The organism is Caulobacter sp. GW821-FHT10C03, from assembly GCF_059415485.1.
In genome coordinates, this window is sequence record NZ_JBWKNI010000002.1 from 242,630 (window position 1) to 259,546 (window position 16,917).

Here is a 16,917-nt window from a genome sequence, read left to right on the forward strand (position 1 = left end):
GCCGCGCGGTCTAGGTTCCGGCCTGATGCTGGGGCGCCGGCAGGGCCTGGGGCGTCGGGAACACAAGCCGCACAAGGAGTCCGCCCATCGGGCTGACGTCGAACTTCACCGTGCCGCGCAGCTGGCGGGCGAAGGCGGTCATCAGGGTGCGGCCGACCCCCTCGCCGGGTCCGGACGGGGCGCCGGGACCGTCGTCGCCGATGGCCAGTTCGGCCTCCTCGCCGCGCACGAAGAAGTCCACCGTCAGCGCGCCGCCGCGTTCGGCCAGGGCGTGCTTCTGGGCGTTGGTGATGGCCTCGACCGCGAACAGGGCCAGCGGCGCCAGGCGGTCGGGGTCGATGACCAGCGGGTCGGCGTGGACCTCGGTGCGCACCGCGCCGGGACCGTTGATGTCGCCGGCCAGCAGCAGGGCGGTCAGCTCCTCCAGGAACGGCCGCAGGTCGACCCGCTTGAGGTCAGGGCCCTGGTAGAGGGCGCGATAGATCTGGGCCAGGGCGGTGATCCGCTGGCGGGTGTCGTTCATCGCCGTGCGCGCCGCCGGGTCGGTCAGCGCCCGCTGCTGCATGTTGAGCAGCGAGGTGATGATCTGCAGGTTGTTCTTCACGCGGTGGTGGATCTCGCGCATCAGCGAGTCCTTCTCCGCCAGGCTGTCGCGCAGCGAGGCGTCGCGCTGGACGATGCCGACGGCCATGTCGTCCAGCGTCTTGGCCAGTTCGCGGATCTCCGGCGGGGCTCGCTCGGAGGCCTGCACCGGGCGCACGGTGAAGCGTCCTTTGGCGTAGATCGCCGCCACCCGGCGCAGATAGACGATCCAGCGGATCACCTCGCGCTCGGTGGCCCAGAACACCGCCAGCAGGGCCAGGGCGAAGGCCAGCAGCGGCAGCAGCATGCTGGAGATCGGGTTCAGCGAAGCCCACGAGACGATGCCGGGGGCCGGCGCCGACAGGATCACGAAGACGTCGTCCTCGACCAGCGAGGCGGCCGAGAACAGCCGGCGGCGCCCCTGGGCGTCCTTGCCCGACCACAGCACCGTGCGGCCCTGGTCGATCTCGTCGCGCAGGCCCGGCCGCGCCTCGCCAAAGGCGCCGGGCGTGGTCGCCGAGAACACCTGGCCGCGCGAGTCCGCCAGGCCGATCTCGGCGCCGTCGGGCAGGAAGCGGTTGGCGGTCTCGGGCTTGAGGCTCGACAGGGTCAGCACCGCGGCCATGGCCCCGTCGAACACGCCGGACGAGTCCTCGGCGCGGACGGCGGTCAGCACCGAAGGCTCGCCCGAATAGATCGCGCCCGGCGTCGGGGCGACGGCCAGGTGGGCGCCGGCGGCCAGGTCGAGGAACCAGGGGCGATGGGCGCGCTCGGGATCGCGCGGCGTGGTGCCCGCCGCGCAGGCCACGCGGCCATAGGCGTCGAAGCGGATCAGGTTGGCGTAGCCGGGCAGGCGGGCCTTCACCGCGTCGAGCCGGCGCGCGCATTCCAGGCCCACCGAGCCGGGACCCAGGGTCTGGAGCAGCACGCCGGCCGCCTCGATGCGGGCGCGGGCGATAGCGGCGCTGCGGCCGGCGGCGAGCTCGAGGCTCTGCCGCCGGGCGTCGCCCTCGTGCTTGAACACGAGGGCCGACTGCAGCGCGCCGATCAGCAGCACCGGCAGCAGCGCCAGCGTCAGGGTCAGCAGCAGGCGGACCCGGATGGTGCCGACGACCTCCGCCGCGCGGCCGTACACGCGCTTCACCGCTGGGTGCTCAAACGCTCCGCATCGGCCAGGATGGCGTGCATCGCGTCGCCGGCGGCGGCGCCGTCACGCTCATAGCCGCCCGACTCGAGGATGGCCTGCAGGGCCCGACGGGCCCGGCTGACCCGGCTCTTCACCGTGCCGACCGCGCATCCGCAGATGTCGGCCGCTTCCTCGTAGGCGAAGCCGCCGGCCCCGACCAGGATCAGGGCTTCGCGCTGTTCCGGCGGCAGCATGGCCAGGCTCATGCGCAGCTCGTCCAGCGCCACCGGCGCTTCCGGATCGTCGACCGCCACCAGAGTCCGCTCGGCGGCCTCCTGGTCGAGCTGGCTCTGACGCCAGGAGCGACGCTTCTCCGAATAGAACTGGTTGCGCAGGATCATAAAGGTCCAGGCCTTCATGTTGGTGCCCAACTGGAAGCTGGCCCGGGCGTCCCAGGCCTTCATCATGGCGTCCTGCGCCAGGTCGTCCGCGGCCGTCGGATCACCGGTGAGGGTGCGCGCGAAGGCCCGCAGATGCGGGATGAGGGTGACGAGCTCTTTCTTGAAGGTCTCGTCACGGACCGGATCGATGGGCGACCGGCCGACTTGCGCTTCGCTCATGCTCAACGCTCTCCCGAAGGCTTTTCAGCCTTGCGCAGAATGTCGAGGAATTCGTCCGGGATGGGCTCGTTGACCACCTCGTCGAACATCTGGCGAAGCTTGACGCCGATGGCCTGCTGACGAAGCCGCGCCTCGTCGAGCGAGGCGGATCCCTTGCGTTGATCTTCCATGGGTACGTGTTCGATCATGTCCTCGACGCCGGTTGTGCGCAGCGTCCGCCCCCTGCGGCCGAATTTATAAATGCTGGAGGTCAACGCCAGATTCCGCATCGGGTTCCATAAGCTTGAGCGTAGAGTGCCAAAAATCGAGTTGCTGCGGAACCGTCGTCGCGCAGGGCACGTTATGCTCCCGATCGAACGGCATAGCTTTGCCGTGATGGACGACCTTTTTTGTTTCGAAGACACTCTACGGGAGGGGTCATGAGTCTTCTTGCCCGACTGGCGCCGCACCTGCCCTACGTTCGCCGTTACGCCCGCGCGCTGACCGGGGATCAGACCACCGGTGATCACTATGTCCGCGTCGCGCTGGAGGCCCTGGCCGCCGGCGAACGCTCGCTCGATGCCGCGCTGTCGCCGCGCGTGGCGCTCTATCGCGTCTTCCACGCCATCTGGCTGTCCTCGGGCGCCCAGCTTGAAGCGCGTCGCGACGACCTCTCCGACGACGCCTCGCAGCGCCTGCTGCGTATCGCCCCGCGGTCGCGCCAGGCGTTCCTGCTGACGGCCCTGGAAGGCTTCACGCCGACCGAGGCCGCCCAGATCCTCGACTGCGACTTCGGCGAGGTCGAGCGGCTGATCGCCGACGCCCAGAGCGAGATCGACGCCGAACTGGCCACCGAGGTGCTGATCATCGAGGACGAGCCCGTCATCGCCGCCGACATCGAGGCGCTGGTGCGCGAGCTGGGTCACGACGTGATCGACATCGCCGCCACCCGTGGCGAAGCGGTCGACGCCGTCGCCCGCAAGACCCCGGGCCTCGTTCTGGCCGACATCCAGCTGGCCGACGGCTCGTCGGGCATCGACGCGGTGAAGGACATCCTGGCCCGCCTCGACGTGCCGGTGATCTTCATCACCGCCTTCCCCGAACGCCTGCTGACCGGCGAGCGTCCGGAGCCGACCTTCCTGATCACCAAGCCGTTCCAGCCGGAGACGGTGAAGGCCGCCATCGGCCAGGCGCTGTTCTTCCATCCGCGCCGGACCCGCCAGGCGGCCTGACGCGCGAGGCTGAAAAAGACGAAGGCCCCGGCGAGCGATCGCCGGGGCCTTTTTCTTTGTCGAAAACGCGAAGACCTTAGTGGGCGGGCGCGGTCTTCTCGCCCGGGGTCTGCTTGGGCGCGGTCTGCACGGTCGTGCCCTGGGCGGCTTCGGCCGGGGTGTCGGCGCCGGTGTTGTGCTGGACCGAGGCCAAGTCGCCCGAGCGCATGCCCCAGGCCCCGAACAGGGCGATGGCCGCCAGCACGGTCGAGATCACCAGCACCCAGAAGATGTGGCGCCCCCAGCGGCCCTGGCGGGCGCGGGTGGCCTTCAGGGTGGGGCTGTGTTCGGTATTGATGTCGGTCGCCATGGGGACCTCCTGACTTAATTCGCGACGGTCCAGGCCGCGCCTTTCGAGGCGGCGTGGTCGGCGTCGAGCCAGGCGGTGGCGAAATGCTGGACGGTGCCGACCGCCAGCGCCATGCCCAGCACCGTCGCCAGGGCGAGCAGCCGCGAACTCCGGGCCTGCTTGCGTCGACGCTGGGTTTCGAAGACCAGTCCGCCATGCGCGGCTTCATAGGCGCGGATCATCACGTCGCTCCCCATTCGCCCGCGATGTCGCGGGTCGAAGAAACAACGTTCCGCACACAGCCATGTTCCAGCCGAGACGCTTGTCGAGAGGGCGGAATATCCGCTCGCCGAGGAGGCGAAAAATATTTCGGATTGTTGGGAACGCCGCCTGGGGGAGGTCGTTTACTCTTTGCGGAGGCGGCGACGCCCCCCCGACTTGAGGCTGGTGAAAGCCAGCCTGTCGCCTCCGCACCCCCCTTTTCTGTCATGCCTCAGGCGGACCGGACCACCGGCCCGCCTTTCTTCATGCGCGGTCCGATGGACCAGGGATCAGCGCTTGGGCGGCGCCTCGAGATCGATCCGCACGTCGGCGCGGCGGCGCAGGGGCCGGGCCTCGCCGTCACGGGTGATCGCGCCCGCGTCACCGGCGGCCGAGACCTCGAACGACACCTGGCGGAAGCCGACCTTGGCCAGGGCGGCGGTGACCTCGCTGGCGCGGCGTTGCGACAGGGCCAGATTGGCGTCGGGCGCGCCGACCGCGTCGGCCAGGCCCACCACGTGGACGTTCTTGGCCGTGCAGCCCTTAGCCAGGTCGGCCGCGCCGCGCAGCACCTGCCGGGCCTCGCGCGTGATCGCCGCGGAGTCGCGGTCGAAATAGATCGACACCGAGAAGTCGTCACAGGCGGCCGGCAAGGCCTCTATCTGCGATCGCGACTTGGGCCAGGGCCCGGTGGCGCACCCCGTCATCGTTGCTCCGATCGCCGCAGCCGCGATCCAGACGCCAGCCTTGTTCATGCGTAGCCCCTCTTCGTGAAACCCGCCGATCGCGAACATGCCAAAGGCGGCCGACGCGCGTCGACCGCCTTCGAAACCCTGTTGGACGACGCCGCCTCAGCGGGGGCTGCCGTCTTCCCAGAAATAACGACCGCTGCGCGAGTCGTAGTAGTAATACCGTCCGGCGCGCTCGTCATAGTACTGGCGACGATTGACGTTGGTGGCGCCGCAGCCGCCGTCTTCGCGACAGCCCTTCACGGCGCCCGCGGTGCCGCCGATGGCCGCGCCGATGGCCGCGCCCGTGCCTGCGTCGCCCGCGCCGACATTGTTGCCGATCACGGCGCCGGCGAGGGCGCCGAGGGCCGCGCCGCCGGCGGCGTTGCGTTCGGTGTTGCCGGTGGCGGTGCAGGCGCTGGCGAGCAGGCCGACGCCGACCAGGGCGATCATTGTGGTTTTCATCGTGGCTCTCCGTTCGAGCGTGTCCCGGCCAGTCAAACGGAGCACCACCACCGGAAGTTCCGGCGCGCCGCTCGACGGTCGGCTTGGGAACTCTGGGGGAACTCCGGGGGAACCCTGGCCAAGCGCCGCCGTTAGCTCCGGACGGCGGCCGTTCGGGACCGCGCCGTCGGGAGCCTCCATGCGCGTCGAACTGGTCGCCAACAGCGCCTCGGGATCGGTCGGACGGGACGGACCCGCCCAGGCCGAAGCCATTCTGGCCGAGCACGGCGTTGACGCCAGGGTCCATGCGCCGGCCGGCGGCGAGCTGGAGCCGTGCCTGAGCGAAGCCCTGGCCCGCAAGCCCGACGTGCTGTTCGTGCTGGCCGGCGACGGCACCGCCCGGGCGGCGGCCGAGATGGCCGGTCCCGACGGGCCGCTGATCGCGCCCCTGCCCGGCGGCACCATGAACATGCTGCCCCGCGCCCTCTATGGCGAGCGCGCCTGGCCCCAGGCCCTGAAGGCCTGCCTGACCCACGGCGAGGAAAAGATGATCTCTGGCGGCGAGGTGGCCGGCCGCCTGTTCTTCGTCGCCGCCATCCTCGGCAGTCCCGCCCTGTGGGCCGAGGCGCGCGAGGCCGCGCGCCAGGGTCGGGCGGACCTTGCGATCATGCGCGCCCAGCGGGCCCTGCGCCGCGCCTTCTCCAGCCGCCTGCGCTACGTGCTGGACGGCCGGCCCAAGGAGAAGGCCGAGGCCCTGACCCTGATGTGCCCCCTGGTCTCCAGCGGCATGGACGCCGACGAGCGGGCTCTGGAGGCCGCGGCCCTCGACCCGACCAACGCCCTCGACATCTTCCGCCTGGGCGTGAAGACGGTGACCGGCGACTGGCGCAACGACCCGGCGGTCAGCGTCCAGCGCTGCCGGATCGGCCGGGCCTGGGCCGGCGGGCGAATCCCCGCCATCCTCGACGGCGAGCCGGTGCGGCTGGACGATCACGTCTCGATCCGTTTCCGCCCCAAGGCCTTCCGCGCCCTGGCCCTGAAGGACGACGCGCCGTGAGCGCGTCCGCCTCGCCGGGACCCGTCTTCAAGATGGTCCAGGTCTCCGACGTCCACTTCGGCGGTGAGCACCCGCAGGCCGTCGAGGCGGCGGTCGAGTGCATCCATGCGGCCAGGCCCGACCTGGTGATCGGCGCCGGCGACCTGACCAAGGACGGCGCCCAGGTCGAGTTCGACGCCGCCCGCGCCTGGTTCGCGCGCCTGCCCCGGCCGCAGCTGCTGGCCCCGGGCAATCACGACACCCCGTTCAAGGGGCCGATCGAGATCCTGGAGCGGCTGGCGACGCCCTGGCGGCGCTACGAGGCGCGGTTCGGCGACGCAGATGGTCTTTCCTTCCGCGACGAGCGGGCGGCGGTGTTCACGCTCAATTCGGCGCGCGGCGCCCAGATCCGCTGGAACTGGTCGAAGGGAGCGGTGTCGCGCTCGCAGACCAGGGCGGTGACCCGTCGCCTGCAGGCCGAGCCGCTTGGCCGCCTGAAGGTGGTGGTCTGCCACCATCCGCTGATCGAGATGATGGGCGGGCCGATGACCGCCAAGGTGCGCGGCGGCGAGGTCGCGGCCCTGGCCTTCGCCGAGGCCGGGGCGGATCTCGTTTTGACCGGGCATATCCACGTCCCGTTCGTGCACGCCTATCCCTATGCCGGCGGCTGCACCCAGGCGGTGGGCTCGGGCACGCTGTCGGTGCGCGAGCGCGGCGTGCCGCCCAGCTTCAACATCATCGAGGCCGACGAGACCGAGATACGGATCACCGCCATGGCCTTCGAGCGCACCGGCTTCGTGGTCTGGCGCACCTGGGCGGTCAACCGTCGGCCCAACTGCAAAACCCCCTGAACGCAAGAAGGGCGGGACCTTGCGATCCCGCCCTTCTCGAGGTCGGCCCTCGATCGGTCGATTAGACCGGGTACTTCCAGGCTTCGCCCTGGCCTTGGGCCGCGGCGTACTGGGCGTCGGCGAACGCCCAGTTGGGCAGGGCGTCGAACCAGGCTTCCAGGAAGCCCTTACGGTTGTTCTGGTGGTCGAGGTAGTAGGCGTGCTCCCACACGTCGCAGACCAGCAGCGGGGTGACGCCCGGCTTGGTCATGGCGCCGTCGGCGTCGTGGGTCGAGATCAGCGACAGCTTGGCGCCTTCGGCGACCAGCCAGGCCCAGCCCGAACCGAAGTGGCCGACGCCCTCGGCGACGAACTTTTCCTTCAGGCCGGCCAGGCCGCCGAAGGTCTCGTCGATGGCCTTGGCCAGGGCTTCGCCCGGACCCTGGGTGTCGGCGCTCATGCAGTCCCAGAAGAAGGCGTGGTTCCAGGCCTGGGCGGCGTTGTTGAACACCTTGCCCGGGCCGGCGTCGGCGATGACGGCTTCCAGCGAGCGGGTGTCGCCTTCCGGCAGCAGGCCGTTCAGGGCGTTGACGTACGCCGCATGGTGCTTGTCGTGGTGGAAGTGCAGCGTGTTGGCCGAGATGGTCGGCTGAAGCGCCTCGTAGGCGTAGGGCAGGTCGGGCAGCTTGAACATGGTTGCTCCATGGCGAAACGCCCCCGGGAAATGGGCCGGGGGCGGTTGAAAGCTAGACGGCGGCGCGGAAAAAACTTCAGCGGAAGTTTCAGCGCCGGGGCGGTGGTTGTCTCGAAGCCATGAAGGCCTGGGCGACGGCCGCCGTGAAGGTCGGGTTCCTGAGCGCGAAGACTCCGGCCGCCAGGGCCGCGCCGATCGACAGGATCGGACGGTCCTTGACGATGTCGACGATGCGTTCGGCGAAGCCGTTCACTTCCGGCGTCGGAGTGTGGCGGACGCGCTTGGCCTCGGCTCGGTTGGCGGCGATCAGGCCGGCCACGGCGACGATGAAGGCCGTCACCGCGGCGACCACGGCGGCCGCGCCGGCGGGCGTCAGGAACGGGGCCAGCACCGCGAACAGCGCGAAGGCGGCGGCGAACACGCTCACGGCAGCGGCCGCGGCGATCGCCGCGGCCGCTGCCAGCGTCATCAGGGTCTTTTCGAAGATCACTTGTTGTGGCTGCGGCCGCCCGCGAGCAGGAGGCCCAGGAGAACGCCGACGCCGAGACCGGCGAGGGTGGCGGTGATCGGACGTTCGCGCACGCGCTCGGAGACGTACTTCTGGGCGTCTTCCAGCTGGGCGCCGGCGGTGTCGGTGTAGGTGCGGCTCTGGGCGCGCAGGGTGTCGAAGCCTTCGAGGAGGTTCTTCTCGAGGCGCTTGGCGGCGTCGGCGAAGCTGGCCTTCGCGGCCGAGGCGGCTTCGGCGAAGCTGCGTTCGGCGTGCTCGGCGGCCACGCCGGCGGCGGCCTGCGCCTTGTCGGCTTCTTTGAGAGCAGGATTCAAGGCGTTCGCGGGCATGATCTCGTCTCCGGTTCGCGGCAGGCTGTACGGGAATGCAGCATCAAGCTGCGCCCCGTCAACGCGGAGCCCGTGCGGCCAGTTCCCATCTTAGCGTCACCGCGAAAGCTTCACCACAGAAGATCGCGTGCGAACGCCCCAATACGGGGTGATCGCCGCTCGCGCGTGACGGGAAGGCGGTCTATGTTCGAATCATGGCGGACGCGGATGCAGAACGAGCATCGGATCAGGAGGCCCGTAGACTGCGGGCGGCGACGGCTCTGGCCGAAGCGTGGAAGGATGCCGACGACCCGCGTCTCTCGCGCCTGACCCGGCTGGCGGCGCGGCTGTTCGAAGCCCCCCGCGCGGCCCTGCTGCTGATCGAGGTCGATCACATCCGTCTGGCCGGACGCGTCGGCCACGCCAATCCGACGATTTCCCGACAGACGCCGCTGGCCGACATCGTGCTGCGCTGCAGCCGCTCGTCGCAGCACGCCGATGTGGCCGGCGGCGCAGCCTTCCTGGCCTGCGCGCCGCTGCGCGACCCTCGCGGCCTGGTGGTCGGCGTTCTGGCCGTCGAGGACGATGCGCCACGTGGCGAGGCTGCGCCGGACCTGCTCGAGGCGCTGTCCGAACTGGCCGACCTGGCGGTCGAGGAACTGATCCGCGGCGCCGACCAGGCGCGGGCCGAGGCCGAGCGCCTGCTCGACGGCGAACGCCTGGCCCTGGCCCTGACGGCCGCGCGCCTGGGCGAGTTCGAGTGGAACATCAAGACCGATCACCTGCGCATCAGCGAGCGGATGGCGCGGATCAGCGGGGTGCCCGCCGGCGAGATGCCGGCCGAGGAGGGCAAGGCCATCTGGCCCTATGTCCATCCCGACGACCGCGAGATGACCCGCGACGACCTGCGGGCGCAGCTGCACGAAGGCGGCCGCTACGAGGTGGAGTATCGCCGCGCCGCCAGTCCCGACGGTCGCGAACGCTGGAGCCGCGGCTGTGGGGTCATGGTGCTCGACGGCGAGGGCAAGCCTGATTTGCTGATCGGCGTGGTGCAGGACATCACCGACCAGCGCGAGGCCGACGAGCGGCGCGACAATCTGGTGGCCGAGCTCGACCACCGCATCAAGAACCTGCTGGCGGTGGTGCAGTCGGTGGCCGCCCAGTCGGCCCGCAAGAGCTCGTCGCTGGACGCCTTCCTCAAGACCTTCGCCGCGCGGCTGAAGTCGATGAGTTCGGCCCACGACCTGATCAGCGCCGCCCGCTGGCGCGGGGCCACCCTGGGCCGGATCGCCGCCGCCGAACTGGGCGGGCTGGCCCCCAACCAGACCCGCTGGGACGGGCCGGAACTGTTCCTGACGCCGCGTGCGGCGGCCGCCCTGTCGCTGGCCCTGCACGAACTGGCGGTCAATGCGGTGAAGTACGGCTCGCTGTCGACCGAGAGCGGCCGGGTCGAGATCGTCTGGCGCCGTTCGCCCGACGGCGGCTTCAGCCTGGAATGGCTGGAGACCGGCGGCCCGGTGACCAATCCGCCGACGACGCGCGGCTTCGGCGCCACCCTGGTCGAGGACGTGGTCGGCCGCGAGCTGGGCGGCGAGGCCAAGATCGACTACCGCCGCAGCGGGGTGTCGGCGATGATCCACGCCGCGCCGGCCGCCCTGGCCGACGGTCCCGAGCCGGAACCGGTCGAGGCCGAGCCCGAACGGATCGTCGAGACCATCGGCGGCGGCGACGAGAACTTCCGCGCCGGGGCCATCGCCGGCCTGAAGGTGCTGATCGTCGAGGACTCGCTGCTGCTGGCCATGGAGCTGGAAGCGGGCCTGGAGGACAGCGGCGTCGAGGTGGTCGGCTGCGCGGCCGAACTGGGCGAGGCCCTGGCGATGCTGGAGCAGGAGTTCGACGCGGCCGTGCTCGACGCCGACCTCAACGGCCAGTCGGTCGCCCCGGTGGCCGAGGTGCTGCGCAGGGAAGGCCGGCCGTTCGTGTTCGCCACGGGCTACGCCGACAAGGCCGCTCCGATGGGCTTCGACGCCCCGATCGTGCGCAAGCCCTACAACGTCCACCAGATCGCCCGGGCCCTGGCCTCGGTGACTGGGCGGGGGTGAAGGCGCATCCTTCTCCCCTTGCGGGAGAAGGTGTCGACGAAGTCGACGGATGAGGGGTCTCTCAAAACTCAGACGCCGCACCCTGTCTGACCGCCATCGCGGCGGACAGGACTTTCGACCCCTCACCCGACCTCCTTCGGAGGCCACCCTCTCCCGCAGGGGGAGAGGGGAACTATTTGCGGATCCGCATCAGGCATTCCTGCGCCACCGACGCCACCAGCTTGCCGTCGCGGCTGAACATCTGGCCGCGCACCAGGCCGCGGCCCTGCGAGGCGCTGGGGCTGTCCTGGGCGAACAGGGTCCAGTCGTTGAAGTCGAAGGGGTGGTGGAACCACATGGCGTGGTCGAGGCTGGCGGCCTGCAGGCCCGGCGTCGTCCAGACCAGGCCGTGCGGGCGCAGGGCGCTTTCCATGAAGGCCATGTCGGAAGCGTAGGCGAGCGCGGCCTGCTGCATGCGGATGTCCTCGCCCAGCGGGGCGACGGCGCGCATCCAGACCTGCTTTTCGCCCGACTTCTTTTCGGGCTTCACCGGGTTCTGCGGATCGATCCAGCGCAGGTCCACGGGGCGCGGGCGCTCCATGAAGGCCAGCATCTTGGGATGGATCTGATCGCCCAGGCTGCGCAGGTACTCGGCCTCGGTGGGCAGGGTTTCCGGCGCGGGCACATCCGGGGCCTCGAACTGGTGCTCCAGTCCGACTTCCGGCGTCTGGAACGAGGCGGCCAGGTTGAAGATCTGCTCGCCGTGCTGGATGGCGGCCACCCGGCGAGTGGTGAAGGTGCCGCCGTCGCGGGCCCGCTCGACCTCGTAGAGGACGGGAGCGTTCACGTCGCCCGGGCGGATGAAGTAGGCGTGCAGCGAGTGGCAGACGCGGTCGGGCACGGTCTTGTAGGCCGCGGTCAGGGCCTGGGCGATGACCAGGCCGCCGAAGATGCGCGGAAAGCCGTCATTGGGGCTGATCCCGCGGAACAGGTTCACCTCGATGGCTTCGAGGCTGAGGATTTCGGCGAGGTTCTCGGGCGTCTGCATGGTGCGCTGCGATAAGCTTCACGGATCGATAGGGCAAGGCTGCCCATAGCGTCAGCCTTGCGCCGCATGGTCGCGGCGCCCATGCTTTGCCCATGCCGCCTATCGTCCATCACCCCGCCTTCCGGGCCGAAATGCCGCCCGGGCACCGCTTTCCGATGGACAAGTTCTCGAAGCTGGCCAGCCTGCTGGAGGCCGAGGGGCTGGCGGGACCGGACGGTTTCCACAAGCCGGAGTTCGCGCCGCTCGAGGTCCTGCGCCTGGCGCATACGGAGGACTATGTGCGCGGCGTGGTCGAGCTTTCCCTGCCGCCCGACATCGTGCGCCGCATCGGCATGCCCAACAGCGACAGCGTGGCGACCCGGGCCCGCGCCGCCACCGGCGGCACCATCCTGGCCGCGCGCCTGGCGCTGGAGCATGGGATCGCCTGCAACACCGCCGGCGGCAGCCATCACGCCGAGGCCGGCTCCGGCGCGGGGTTCTGCGTGTTCAACGACGTGGCGGTGGCCGCGCGGCTGCTGCAGGCCGAGGGGCGGGTGAGCCAGGTGCTGGTCGTCGATCTCGACGTCCACCAGGGCGACGGCACGGCGCGGATCTTCGAGGGCGATCCCAGCGTCTTCACCTTCTCGATGCACGCCGAGAAGAACTTTCCCCACCGCAAGGCGACGAGCGATCTCGACGTCGAGCTGCCCGACGGGACGGACGATGGCGCCTATCTGGCGAGGCTGGACGCGATCCTGCCGGACCTGCTGGCGCGGGTGGATCCCGATCTCGTCTTCTTCAACGCCGGGGTCGATCCGCATGCGGACGACAAGCTGGGCCGGCTGTCGCTGACCAACGCGGGCATCGCCGCCCGCGAGGCGCGGGTGCTGGGGGCCTGCCTGTCGCGCGAGATCCCGGTAGTCGGGGTGATCGGCGGCGGCTACGACCCCGACCTCGACCGCCTGGCCGACCGCCACGCCATCCTGCACCGCACGGCCGCGGTTCTGGCTTCCACAAAAGAGAAAGGGCGGCCCGTCGCCGAGCCGCCCCTCCCTTACGCGTACTGAGCTTCAGAAGGCTTAGAAGGCCGTCTTGAGGCTGAGGATGGCCGAGCGCGGGGCGCCGATATAGGCGTAGGTGCGCCCGTAGCCGGCCGCGCCGTAGGTGGCGCTGGTCTGCGTGCCGGCCAGGTTGCCGTAGTAGAACTCGTCGAAGATGTTGTTCACGTTCAGCTGGATGTACGACTTCTTCCAGCCGTCGCCGCCCAGGTCGTAGCGGATGTCGGCGTCGAACACCGTGTAGCTGCTGACCTTCTGGTCGTTGACGTCGGTCATGTAGCGATCGCCGACGAACTTGCCCTGGAAGCCGACCTGGAACTTGCCGAAGTCGTAGGTCAGGCGGCCGCCGAAGGTCCACTTCGGGGTCTCGACCACCTGCTTGCCGGCCGTCTGGGCATAGCCCAGGGTGCTGCTGACATAGAGGTTGTCCTGCAGCTGGGCGTCCGTGTAGGCGACCGAGGCGTAGGCCGTCATCTTGTCGTCGACCTTCCACTCCACCTGGCCGTCGAAGCCGTTGATCTCGACGTCGCCGACGTTGCGGTCGATGTAGGTCGAGGTGTCGTTCGGGTCGATGGTGGTGACGATCCGGTTCTGGATCGCGGTGTGGTAGATGCTGGCGCTGGCCATCACCGCCGGGATGCGGAAGCGGTAGCCCAGCTCGATCGTCTGGCCGGTTTCCGGATCGGCGCTGCCCAGGGCGCCCGTCGTGGTCAGGGCGTACAGGTTGTCGACCTTCGGCGCCGACATCTGCTCCGAATAGCTGGCGTAGACGGTGTGGGCGTCGGCCAGCCTGTACGACAGGCCGATGTTCGGCAGCACCGCGTCATAGCTCTTCGAGGCCGAGAACGGCGAGAAGTAGGTCGTGCCGTTGACCACCACCTTGGAGGCCACCGCGCCGTCGGCCTTGGTCGAGGTCGAGGTCGGGCTCAGCGTGGTGCAGTAGGCGGTCGAGGACGAGCCGGCCAGCGAGTAGCAGAACTGGTTCAGTTCGCGCTCGAGGGTCGGGGCGCGCACGCCGATGTTGGCGATCAGGCGCTCGTCGAGGAATTCGCCGCGGTATTCGACGCTGAACTGCTTGAAGGTGGCCACCGAGGCGCGGTTGCGCTTCTGCACCACTTCGCCGTCGCCGTTCAGGATGGCCGTGCCGTAGCCGTCCTTGCCGCCGAACACGTCGTCGGGATTGCCGCTGCTGTCGAGCAGGCTGTACTCGCCGGTCTGGCGGGTGTGGGCCTCGTCCCAGGCGTAGGAGAAGCGGACGCGGTGGTGATCGGCGACGTCCCACACCAGCGAGCTGTTGACGTCATAGCGGCGGGTATTGGTGTTGCTGGGCGAATAGACCGTGACCGTGTCCAGCGTGTCGCCGTCGCCGTTCAGGTCGACGCCGCTGGAGGCGTTGCTCTTCAGGACGACGTTGGTCTCGGAGAGGTTGGTCGCGCCGCCGCCGTTGGCGAGGGTGTAGTTGAACGACGGGTCGATCGTCAGTTTCAGGTTGTCGAGCAGGGTGAAGCGCGACTGGCCGCGGATCGTGCCCGTGTTCGACGGGTTGATCTTGATCCCGTAGTAGCTGGTGTTGGCGGTGGCGGCGGTGTCCTTGGTCCCGGCGGTCGACGAGACGGCGGTGTAGGCCGTCGGATAGTCGTAGTCCGCGCCATAGACGGCGACGTCGGCGGGCAGCGAGGTGGTCGAGGTCGTGCCGCCCAGATTGGACAGATAGTCGCCGTAGTAGCTGTTGTTGCGGTTCTCGTTGTAGTTCACCGACAGGGCCACGAAGTCGCCCGGCTTGACCAGGTCCTGCTCGATGCGGGCGTTGAACTGCTTCTTCTCGAGGTCGCCGGCGCCCCTGAACTTGTCGTACTTCTGGTAGCTCAGCGAAGCCCAGGCGCGGGTGCCCAGCGGGCCGAACTCGCCGGTCTGCACCAGGCCGAAGACGCGGCGGTAGTTGTCGGTGCCGACGCCCGCCTTCATCACCACGCCGGCGTCCTTGGTCGCCTTCAGGGTGGTGTAGTTGATGACGCCGGCGGTCGACGAGGCCGTCACGGAGTCGGCGTCGGTCGAGCCGGTGTTGACGTTGGCCTGCGAGATGACCTCGGGGTCCATCTGCTGGTTCGAATAGATCGCGTAGTTGCCGCCGTCGTTCAGCGGCACGCCGTCGAGCAGGAAGCCGATGTGGGCGCCGTCCTGGCCGTGCAGGCGGATCGTGCCGCCCGACGAGCCGTACGGGTCGCTGTTCGAGAACACGACGCCGGGCACCAGGTTCAGCGACTGCAGGATGGTCTGGCCGTCGGCCTGACGCGACAGGAACTCGTTGGTGATCGTGTACTTCGCCTTCGGCGCCGTCTCGGCGACCATGGCGCCGTCGATGGTCTTGGGGCCGTTGGAGGCGGTGACGACGACGGCGTCGAGTTCCGTGGTGGCGGTGGATTGGGCGTAGGCGCCGGCGGCCGAAAGCAGGCCGCTGAACAGCGCCGTCGTGGCCAGACAGGCCAGCTTGGTCTTGTTCATCTCTAAGATTATCCCCTTGCCCGCGGCAACTTTTGCGAAGTGCAAAGTAAGTCCTTGCGGGATCGAGACTTTTAGAGACCGTAATTCAATGTTTGATGACGATATTCGAGCGAATATGGGGTCGAAAACCGGCGATATTGCTGCATAGATGATGCAAAAGAAACGGTTCGATATTTGCAGAAATAGGTAAGTATCAGTTTATTTCTAATCTATTCTATGGCGCTTAATATCGCGCCATGCCCCGCCGGGTTTGTGCCGGCGGAGCTACGCGGCGTTCATTCAGAAGCTCGGCGACAGCGAGCCGGCGACGATGACGAGCGGCAGGACGGCGAGCACCAGGCTGGCCAGCGAAGCGAAGGCGTTGTTCGAGAAGGTCATTGTTCTGATCCCTGAGTTTGTTTCCCGGCGCGACGTCCGCGTCCGGTGAAAAGGGGTATAGGCCGGGCGAGGGATGAACACCCGTTACCTATGCGTCATGACGCCGTTTTAAGAAACTATCTCGCGTGTAATGTGCATTACACGGGATTAATGTCGGCGCTAATTGGCAATTACTTGGATGATTATTGCTATCTTGGCCGGCGGCGACGTGGCGCCGTCTTGCGCCGCGCCGCCGCCTGGAGGGCGGATCAGTCCTCGGCCCCGGTCAGCAGGAAGTGGCCGCGCAGGGCCGCGATCGGGGCGGCGCGCTGTTCCTGCCAGGCCTCGACATGGACGTTGGCGATCCGCCGGCCGACCTTCTTGATCTGGGCGCGGGCGTAGGTCGTCAGCGGCCGGCCCGAGCGCAGGTACTCGATCGAGACGTCGATGGTGCGCGGCTGGCGTTTCAGGGTCTCGGCGATCGACAGCTGGGCCAGGGCGGTCATCTCCATGAACGCCCCCAGCACCCCGCCGTGGATGGCCGGCAGCATCGGGTTGCCGACGATGTCGGGGGAGAACGGCAGGATGGCGGTCATCTCGTCGCCGGCCAGTTCGGCGGTCATGCCGATGAACTTGGCGTAGGGGATGGCGCCGAGAACGGCGACCAGGCGGCTTTGAGCTTCGCTCATTGGCCGTCCTCCTTCTTGCTGGAGCCCTGCTTGCTCGAACCGGGCGGCTTGAGGTTGGCGCCCGCCTTCTTGCCGGCGCTGGAGTCGAGCATGAAGGCGGCCTGGGCGGCGGCGATCGGATCCTCCGGATCGGTCTCGTAGGCCACGGCCCGGACGAAGGCGACCGAGCGGGTCAGCTTGTAGCAGTGGGCGCGGGCCAGGATGTCCTTCCCCGGCTCGGCCGGTCGCATGTAGTCGATGCGCAGGTCCAGGGTGGCGATCGAGGTCCAGGTGCTCATCGCCGCGTGCACCGCTTGCCCCGAAGCGTGGTCGAGCAGGGTGGTCACCACCCCGCCGGCGATCACCCCGGTCTCCGGGTCGCCGACCAGCTCGGTGCGATAGGGGACCTTCAGCACGGCGACGCCGTCGCCGATGTCGAGGGTGGTGAAGCCCAGGGCCTTGGCCTGGGGACTGCCTTCGTTCATCGCCTTGGCGATGAGGCGGTGCTGCTCGTTCAGATCCGTCTCGCTCATGCCGCTCTCTGGTCT

20 protein-coding genes are annotated in these 16,917 nt (G+C 69.0%); 5 read left to right on the plus strand and 15 right to left on the minus strand.

Annotated elements, in window-relative coordinates:
* Nucleotides 1-10 precede the first annotated feature (10 nt).
* The 3 genes from phyK to nepR are packed head-to-tail and all read right to left on the minus strand — an operon-like array spanning nt 11 to nt 2,516.
* Complete coding sequence (gene phyK, locus AC07NG_RS03200) at nt 11-1,726, minus strand: sensor histidine kinase PhyK (protein WP_492854167.1); 1,716 nt, start codon at nt 1,724-1,726, stop codon at nt 11-13.
* Nucleotides 1,723-2,328 (minus strand): sigma-70 family RNA polymerase sigma factor, encoded by a 606-nt coding sequence (locus AC07NG_RS03205; RefSeq protein WP_110118973.1) that lies wholly within the window; start codon nt 2,326-2,328, stop codon nt 1,723-1,725. Before AC07NG_RS03205 ends, phyK begins: the two co-directional genes overlap by 4 nt.
* A 2-nt stretch (nt 2,329-2,330) precedes the next feature.
* Nucleotides 2,331-2,516, minus strand: coding sequence for an anti-sigma T factor NepR (gene nepR / locus AC07NG_RS03210; protein ID WP_110118974.1), 186 nt, complete (start codon nt 2,514-2,516; stop codon nt 2,331-2,333).
* A 231-nt stretch (nt 2,517-2,747) separates the two neighbouring features.
* Here nepR and phyR point away from each other — a divergent pair, with 231 nt between their 5' ends.
* Nucleotides 2,748-3,539: an anti-anti sigma factor/receiver protein PhyR gene (phyR, locus tag AC07NG_RS03215; RefSeq protein WP_110118972.1), complete on the plus strand. Its 792-nt coding sequence runs from the start codon at nt 2,748-2,750 to the stop codon at nt 3,537-3,539.
* Between the two features lie 76 nt (nt 3,540-3,615).
* Here the strand turns inward: phyR and AC07NG_RS03220 are convergent, their stop codons facing one another.
* The 4 genes from AC07NG_RS03220 to AC07NG_RS03235 form a co-directional block, all read right to left on the minus strand.
* Nucleotides 3,616-3,888, minus strand: coding sequence for a hypothetical protein (locus AC07NG_RS03220; protein WP_110118971.1), 273 nt, complete (start codon nt 3,886-3,888; stop codon nt 3,616-3,618).
* 14 nt (nt 3,889-3,902) lie between these two features.
* Nucleotides 3,903-4,109: a hypothetical protein gene (locus tag AC07NG_RS03225; RefSeq protein ID WP_494592158.1), complete on the minus strand. Its 207-nt coding sequence runs from the start codon at nt 4,107-4,109 to the stop codon at nt 3,903-3,905.
* 309 nt (nt 4,110-4,418) lie between these two features.
* Nucleotides 4,419-4,883 carry an OmpA family protein gene (locus AC07NG_RS03230; RefSeq protein ID WP_487288872.1) on the minus strand — a complete coding sequence of 155 codons (465 nt, stop codon included), beginning with the start codon at nt 4,881-4,883 and terminating at the stop codon, nt 4,419-4,421.
* A gap of 96 nt (nt 4,884-4,979) precedes the next feature.
* The gene (locus AC07NG_RS03235; RefSeq protein WP_110133347.1) at nt 4,980-5,321 is read right to left on the minus strand and encodes a YMGG-like glycine zipper-containing protein; all 342 of its coding nucleotides are present in this window, start codon (nt 5,319-5,321) and stop codon (nt 4,980-4,982) included.
* A 178-nt stretch (nt 5,322-5,499) separates the two neighbouring features.
* Between AC07NG_RS03235 and AC07NG_RS03240 the strand changes: the two genes are divergently transcribed.
* Nucleotides 5,500-6,357 (plus strand): diacylglycerol/lipid kinase family protein, encoded by an 858-nt coding sequence (locus tag AC07NG_RS03240; RefSeq protein ID WP_494592160.1) that lies wholly within the window; start codon nt 5,500-5,502, stop codon nt 6,355-6,357.
* Nucleotides 6,354-7,187 carry a metallophosphoesterase family protein gene (locus AC07NG_RS03245; RefSeq protein ID WP_494592162.1) on the plus strand — a complete coding sequence of 278 codons (834 nt, stop codon included), beginning with the start codon at nt 6,354-6,356 and terminating at the stop codon, nt 7,185-7,187. The genes AC07NG_RS03240 and AC07NG_RS03245 overlap by 4 nt, the downstream gene beginning before the upstream one ends.
* A 61-nt stretch (nt 7,188-7,248) precedes the next feature.
* On the opposite strand, the gene AC07NG_RS03250 is transcribed toward AC07NG_RS03245, so the two are convergent.
* The 3 genes from AC07NG_RS03250 to AC07NG_RS03260 all read right to left on the minus strand — a co-directional run bounded on the left by AC07NG_RS03250 (nt 7,249) and on the right by AC07NG_RS03260 (nt 8,697).
* Complete coding sequence (locus AC07NG_RS03250; protein WP_487288876.1) at nt 7,249-7,860, minus strand: superoxide dismutase; 612 nt, start codon at nt 7,858-7,860, stop codon at nt 7,249-7,251.
* 88 nt (nt 7,861-7,948) lie between these two features.
* Nucleotides 7,949-8,329 (minus strand): hypothetical protein, encoded by a 381-nt coding sequence (locus AC07NG_RS03255; RefSeq protein WP_110118964.1) that lies wholly within the window; start codon nt 8,327-8,329, stop codon nt 7,949-7,951.
* A 17-nt stretch (nt 8,330-8,346) separates the two neighbouring features.
* Nucleotides 8,347-8,697: a hypothetical protein gene (locus tag AC07NG_RS03260; RefSeq protein ID WP_110118962.1), complete on the minus strand. Its 351-nt coding sequence runs from the start codon at nt 8,695-8,697 to the stop codon at nt 8,347-8,349.
* 194 nt (nt 8,698-8,891) lie between these two features.
* Here AC07NG_RS03260 and AC07NG_RS03265 point away from each other — a divergent pair, with 194 nt between their 5' ends.
* A complete protein-coding gene (locus tag AC07NG_RS03265) occupies nt 8,892-10,778 on the plus strand; it encodes an HWE histidine kinase domain-containing protein (protein WP_494592164.1) in 1,887 nt (628 codons plus the stop codon).
* 172 nt (nt 10,779-10,950) lie between these two features.
* Here AC07NG_RS03265 and AC07NG_RS03270 read toward each other — a convergent pair whose 3' ends face one another.
* The gene (locus AC07NG_RS03270; protein WP_487288878.1) at nt 10,951-11,805 is read right to left on the minus strand and encodes an acyl-CoA thioesterase; all 855 of its coding nucleotides are present in this window, start codon (nt 11,803-11,805) and stop codon (nt 10,951-10,953) included.
* A 92-nt stretch (nt 11,806-11,897) separates the two neighbouring features.
* Here AC07NG_RS03270 and AC07NG_RS03275 point away from each other — a divergent pair, with 92 nt between their 5' ends.
* Nucleotides 11,898-12,851, plus strand: a complete 954-nt coding sequence (locus tag AC07NG_RS03275) for a histone deacetylase family protein (protein WP_494592167.1) — start codon at nt 11,898-11,900, stop codon at nt 12,849-12,851.
* A gap of 12 nt (nt 12,852-12,863) precedes the next feature.
* Here AC07NG_RS03275 and AC07NG_RS03280 read toward each other — a convergent pair whose 3' ends face one another.
* The 4 genes from AC07NG_RS03280 to AC07NG_RS03295 all read right to left on the minus strand — a co-directional run bounded on the left by AC07NG_RS03280 (nt 12,864) and on the right by AC07NG_RS03295 (nt 16,902).
* The gene (locus tag AC07NG_RS03280; RefSeq protein ID WP_494592169.1) at nt 12,864-15,344 is read right to left on the minus strand and encodes a TonB-dependent receptor; all 2,481 of its coding nucleotides are present in this window, start codon (nt 15,342-15,344) and stop codon (nt 12,864-12,866) included.
* Nucleotides 15,345-15,623: 279 nt separating this feature from the next.
* Nucleotides 15,624-15,722: a hypothetical protein gene (locus AC07NG_RS03285; protein ID WP_233245198.1), complete on the minus strand. Its 99-nt coding sequence runs from the start codon at nt 15,720-15,722 to the stop codon at nt 15,624-15,626.
* Nucleotides 15,723-15,970: 248 nt separating this feature from the next.
* Nucleotides 15,971-16,390, minus strand: coding sequence for a PaaI family thioesterase (locus AC07NG_RS03290; protein WP_110118957.1), 420 nt, complete (start codon nt 16,388-16,390; stop codon nt 15,971-15,973).
* Nucleotides 16,387-16,902, minus strand: coding sequence for a PaaI family thioesterase (locus AC07NG_RS03295; RefSeq protein ID WP_492854176.1), 516 nt, complete (start codon nt 16,900-16,902; stop codon nt 16,387-16,389). Before AC07NG_RS03295 ends, AC07NG_RS03290 begins: the two co-directional genes overlap by 4 nt.
* Nucleotides 16,903-16,917 lie beyond the last annotated feature (15 nt).

What these genes read in the sequence shown, in the direction of transcription:
- AC07NG_RS03205 (WP_110118973.1), bottom strand. Translation starts at nt 2,328, where the DNA reads ATGAGCGAAGCGCAAGTCGGCCGGTCGCCCATCGATCCGGTCCGTGAC.
- nepR (WP_110118974.1), bottom strand. Translation starts at nt 2,516, where the DNA reads ATGATCGAACACGTACCCATGGAAGATCAACGCAAGGGATCCGCCTCG.
- phyR (WP_110118972.1), top strand. Translation starts at nt 2,748, where the DNA reads ATGAGTCTTCTTGCCCGACTGGCGCCGCACCTGCCCTACGTTCGCCGT.
- AC07NG_RS03220 (WP_110118971.1), bottom strand. Translation starts at nt 3,888, where the DNA reads ATGGCGACCGACATCAATACCGAACACAGCCCCACCCTGAAGGCCACC.
- AC07NG_RS03225 (WP_494592158.1), bottom strand. Translation starts at nt 4,109, where the DNA reads ATGATCCGCGCCTATGAAGCCGCGCATGGCGGACTGGTCTTCGAAACC.
- AC07NG_RS03230 (WP_487288872.1), bottom strand. Translation starts at nt 4,883, where the DNA reads ATGAACAAGGCTGGCGTCTGGATCGCGGCTGCGGCGATCGGAGCAACG.
- AC07NG_RS03235 (WP_110133347.1), bottom strand. Translation starts at nt 5,321, where the DNA reads ATGAAAACCACAATGATCGCCCTGGTCGGCGTCGGCCTGCTCGCCAGC.
- AC07NG_RS03240 (WP_494592160.1), top strand. Translation starts at nt 5,500, where the DNA reads ATGCGCGTCGAACTGGTCGCCAACAGCGCCTCGGGATCGGTCGGACGG.
- AC07NG_RS03250 (WP_487288876.1), bottom strand. Translation starts at nt 7,860, where the DNA reads ATGTTCAAGCTGCCCGACCTGCCCTACGCCTACGAGGCGCTTCAGCCG.
- AC07NG_RS03255 (WP_110118964.1), bottom strand. Translation starts at nt 8,329, where the DNA reads ATGACGCTGGCAGCGGCCGCGGCGATCGCCGCGGCCGCTGCCGTGAGC.
- AC07NG_RS03260 (WP_110118962.1), bottom strand. Translation starts at nt 8,697, where the DNA reads ATGCCCGCGAACGCCTTGAATCCTGCTCTCAAAGAAGCCGACAAGGCG.
- AC07NG_RS03265 (WP_494592164.1), top strand. Translation starts at nt 8,892, where the DNA reads ATGGCGGACGCGGATGCAGAACGAGCATCGGATCAGGAGGCCCGTAGA.
- AC07NG_RS03270 (WP_487288878.1), bottom strand. Translation starts at nt 11,805, where the DNA reads ATGCAGACGCCCGAGAACCTCGCCGAAATCCTCAGCCTCGAAGCCATC.
- AC07NG_RS03275 (WP_494592167.1), top strand. Translation starts at nt 11,898, where the DNA reads ATGCCGCCTATCGTCCATCACCCCGCCTTCCGGGCCGAAATGCCGCCC.
- AC07NG_RS03280 (WP_494592169.1), bottom strand. Translation starts at nt 15,344, where the DNA reads ATGAACAAGACCAAGCTGGCCTGTCTGGCCACGACGGCGCTGTTCAGC.
- AC07NG_RS03285 (WP_233245198.1), bottom strand. Translation starts at nt 15,722, where the DNA reads ATGACCTTCTCGAACAACGCCTTCGCTTCGCTGGCCAGCCTGGTGCTC.
- AC07NG_RS03290 (WP_110118957.1), bottom strand. Translation starts at nt 16,390, where the DNA reads ATGAGCGAAGCTCAAAGCCGCCTGGTCGCCGTTCTCGGCGCCATCCCC.
- AC07NG_RS03295 (WP_492854176.1), bottom strand. Translation starts at nt 16,902, where the DNA reads ATGAGCGAGACGGATCTGAACGAGCAGCACCGCCTCATCGCCAAGGCG.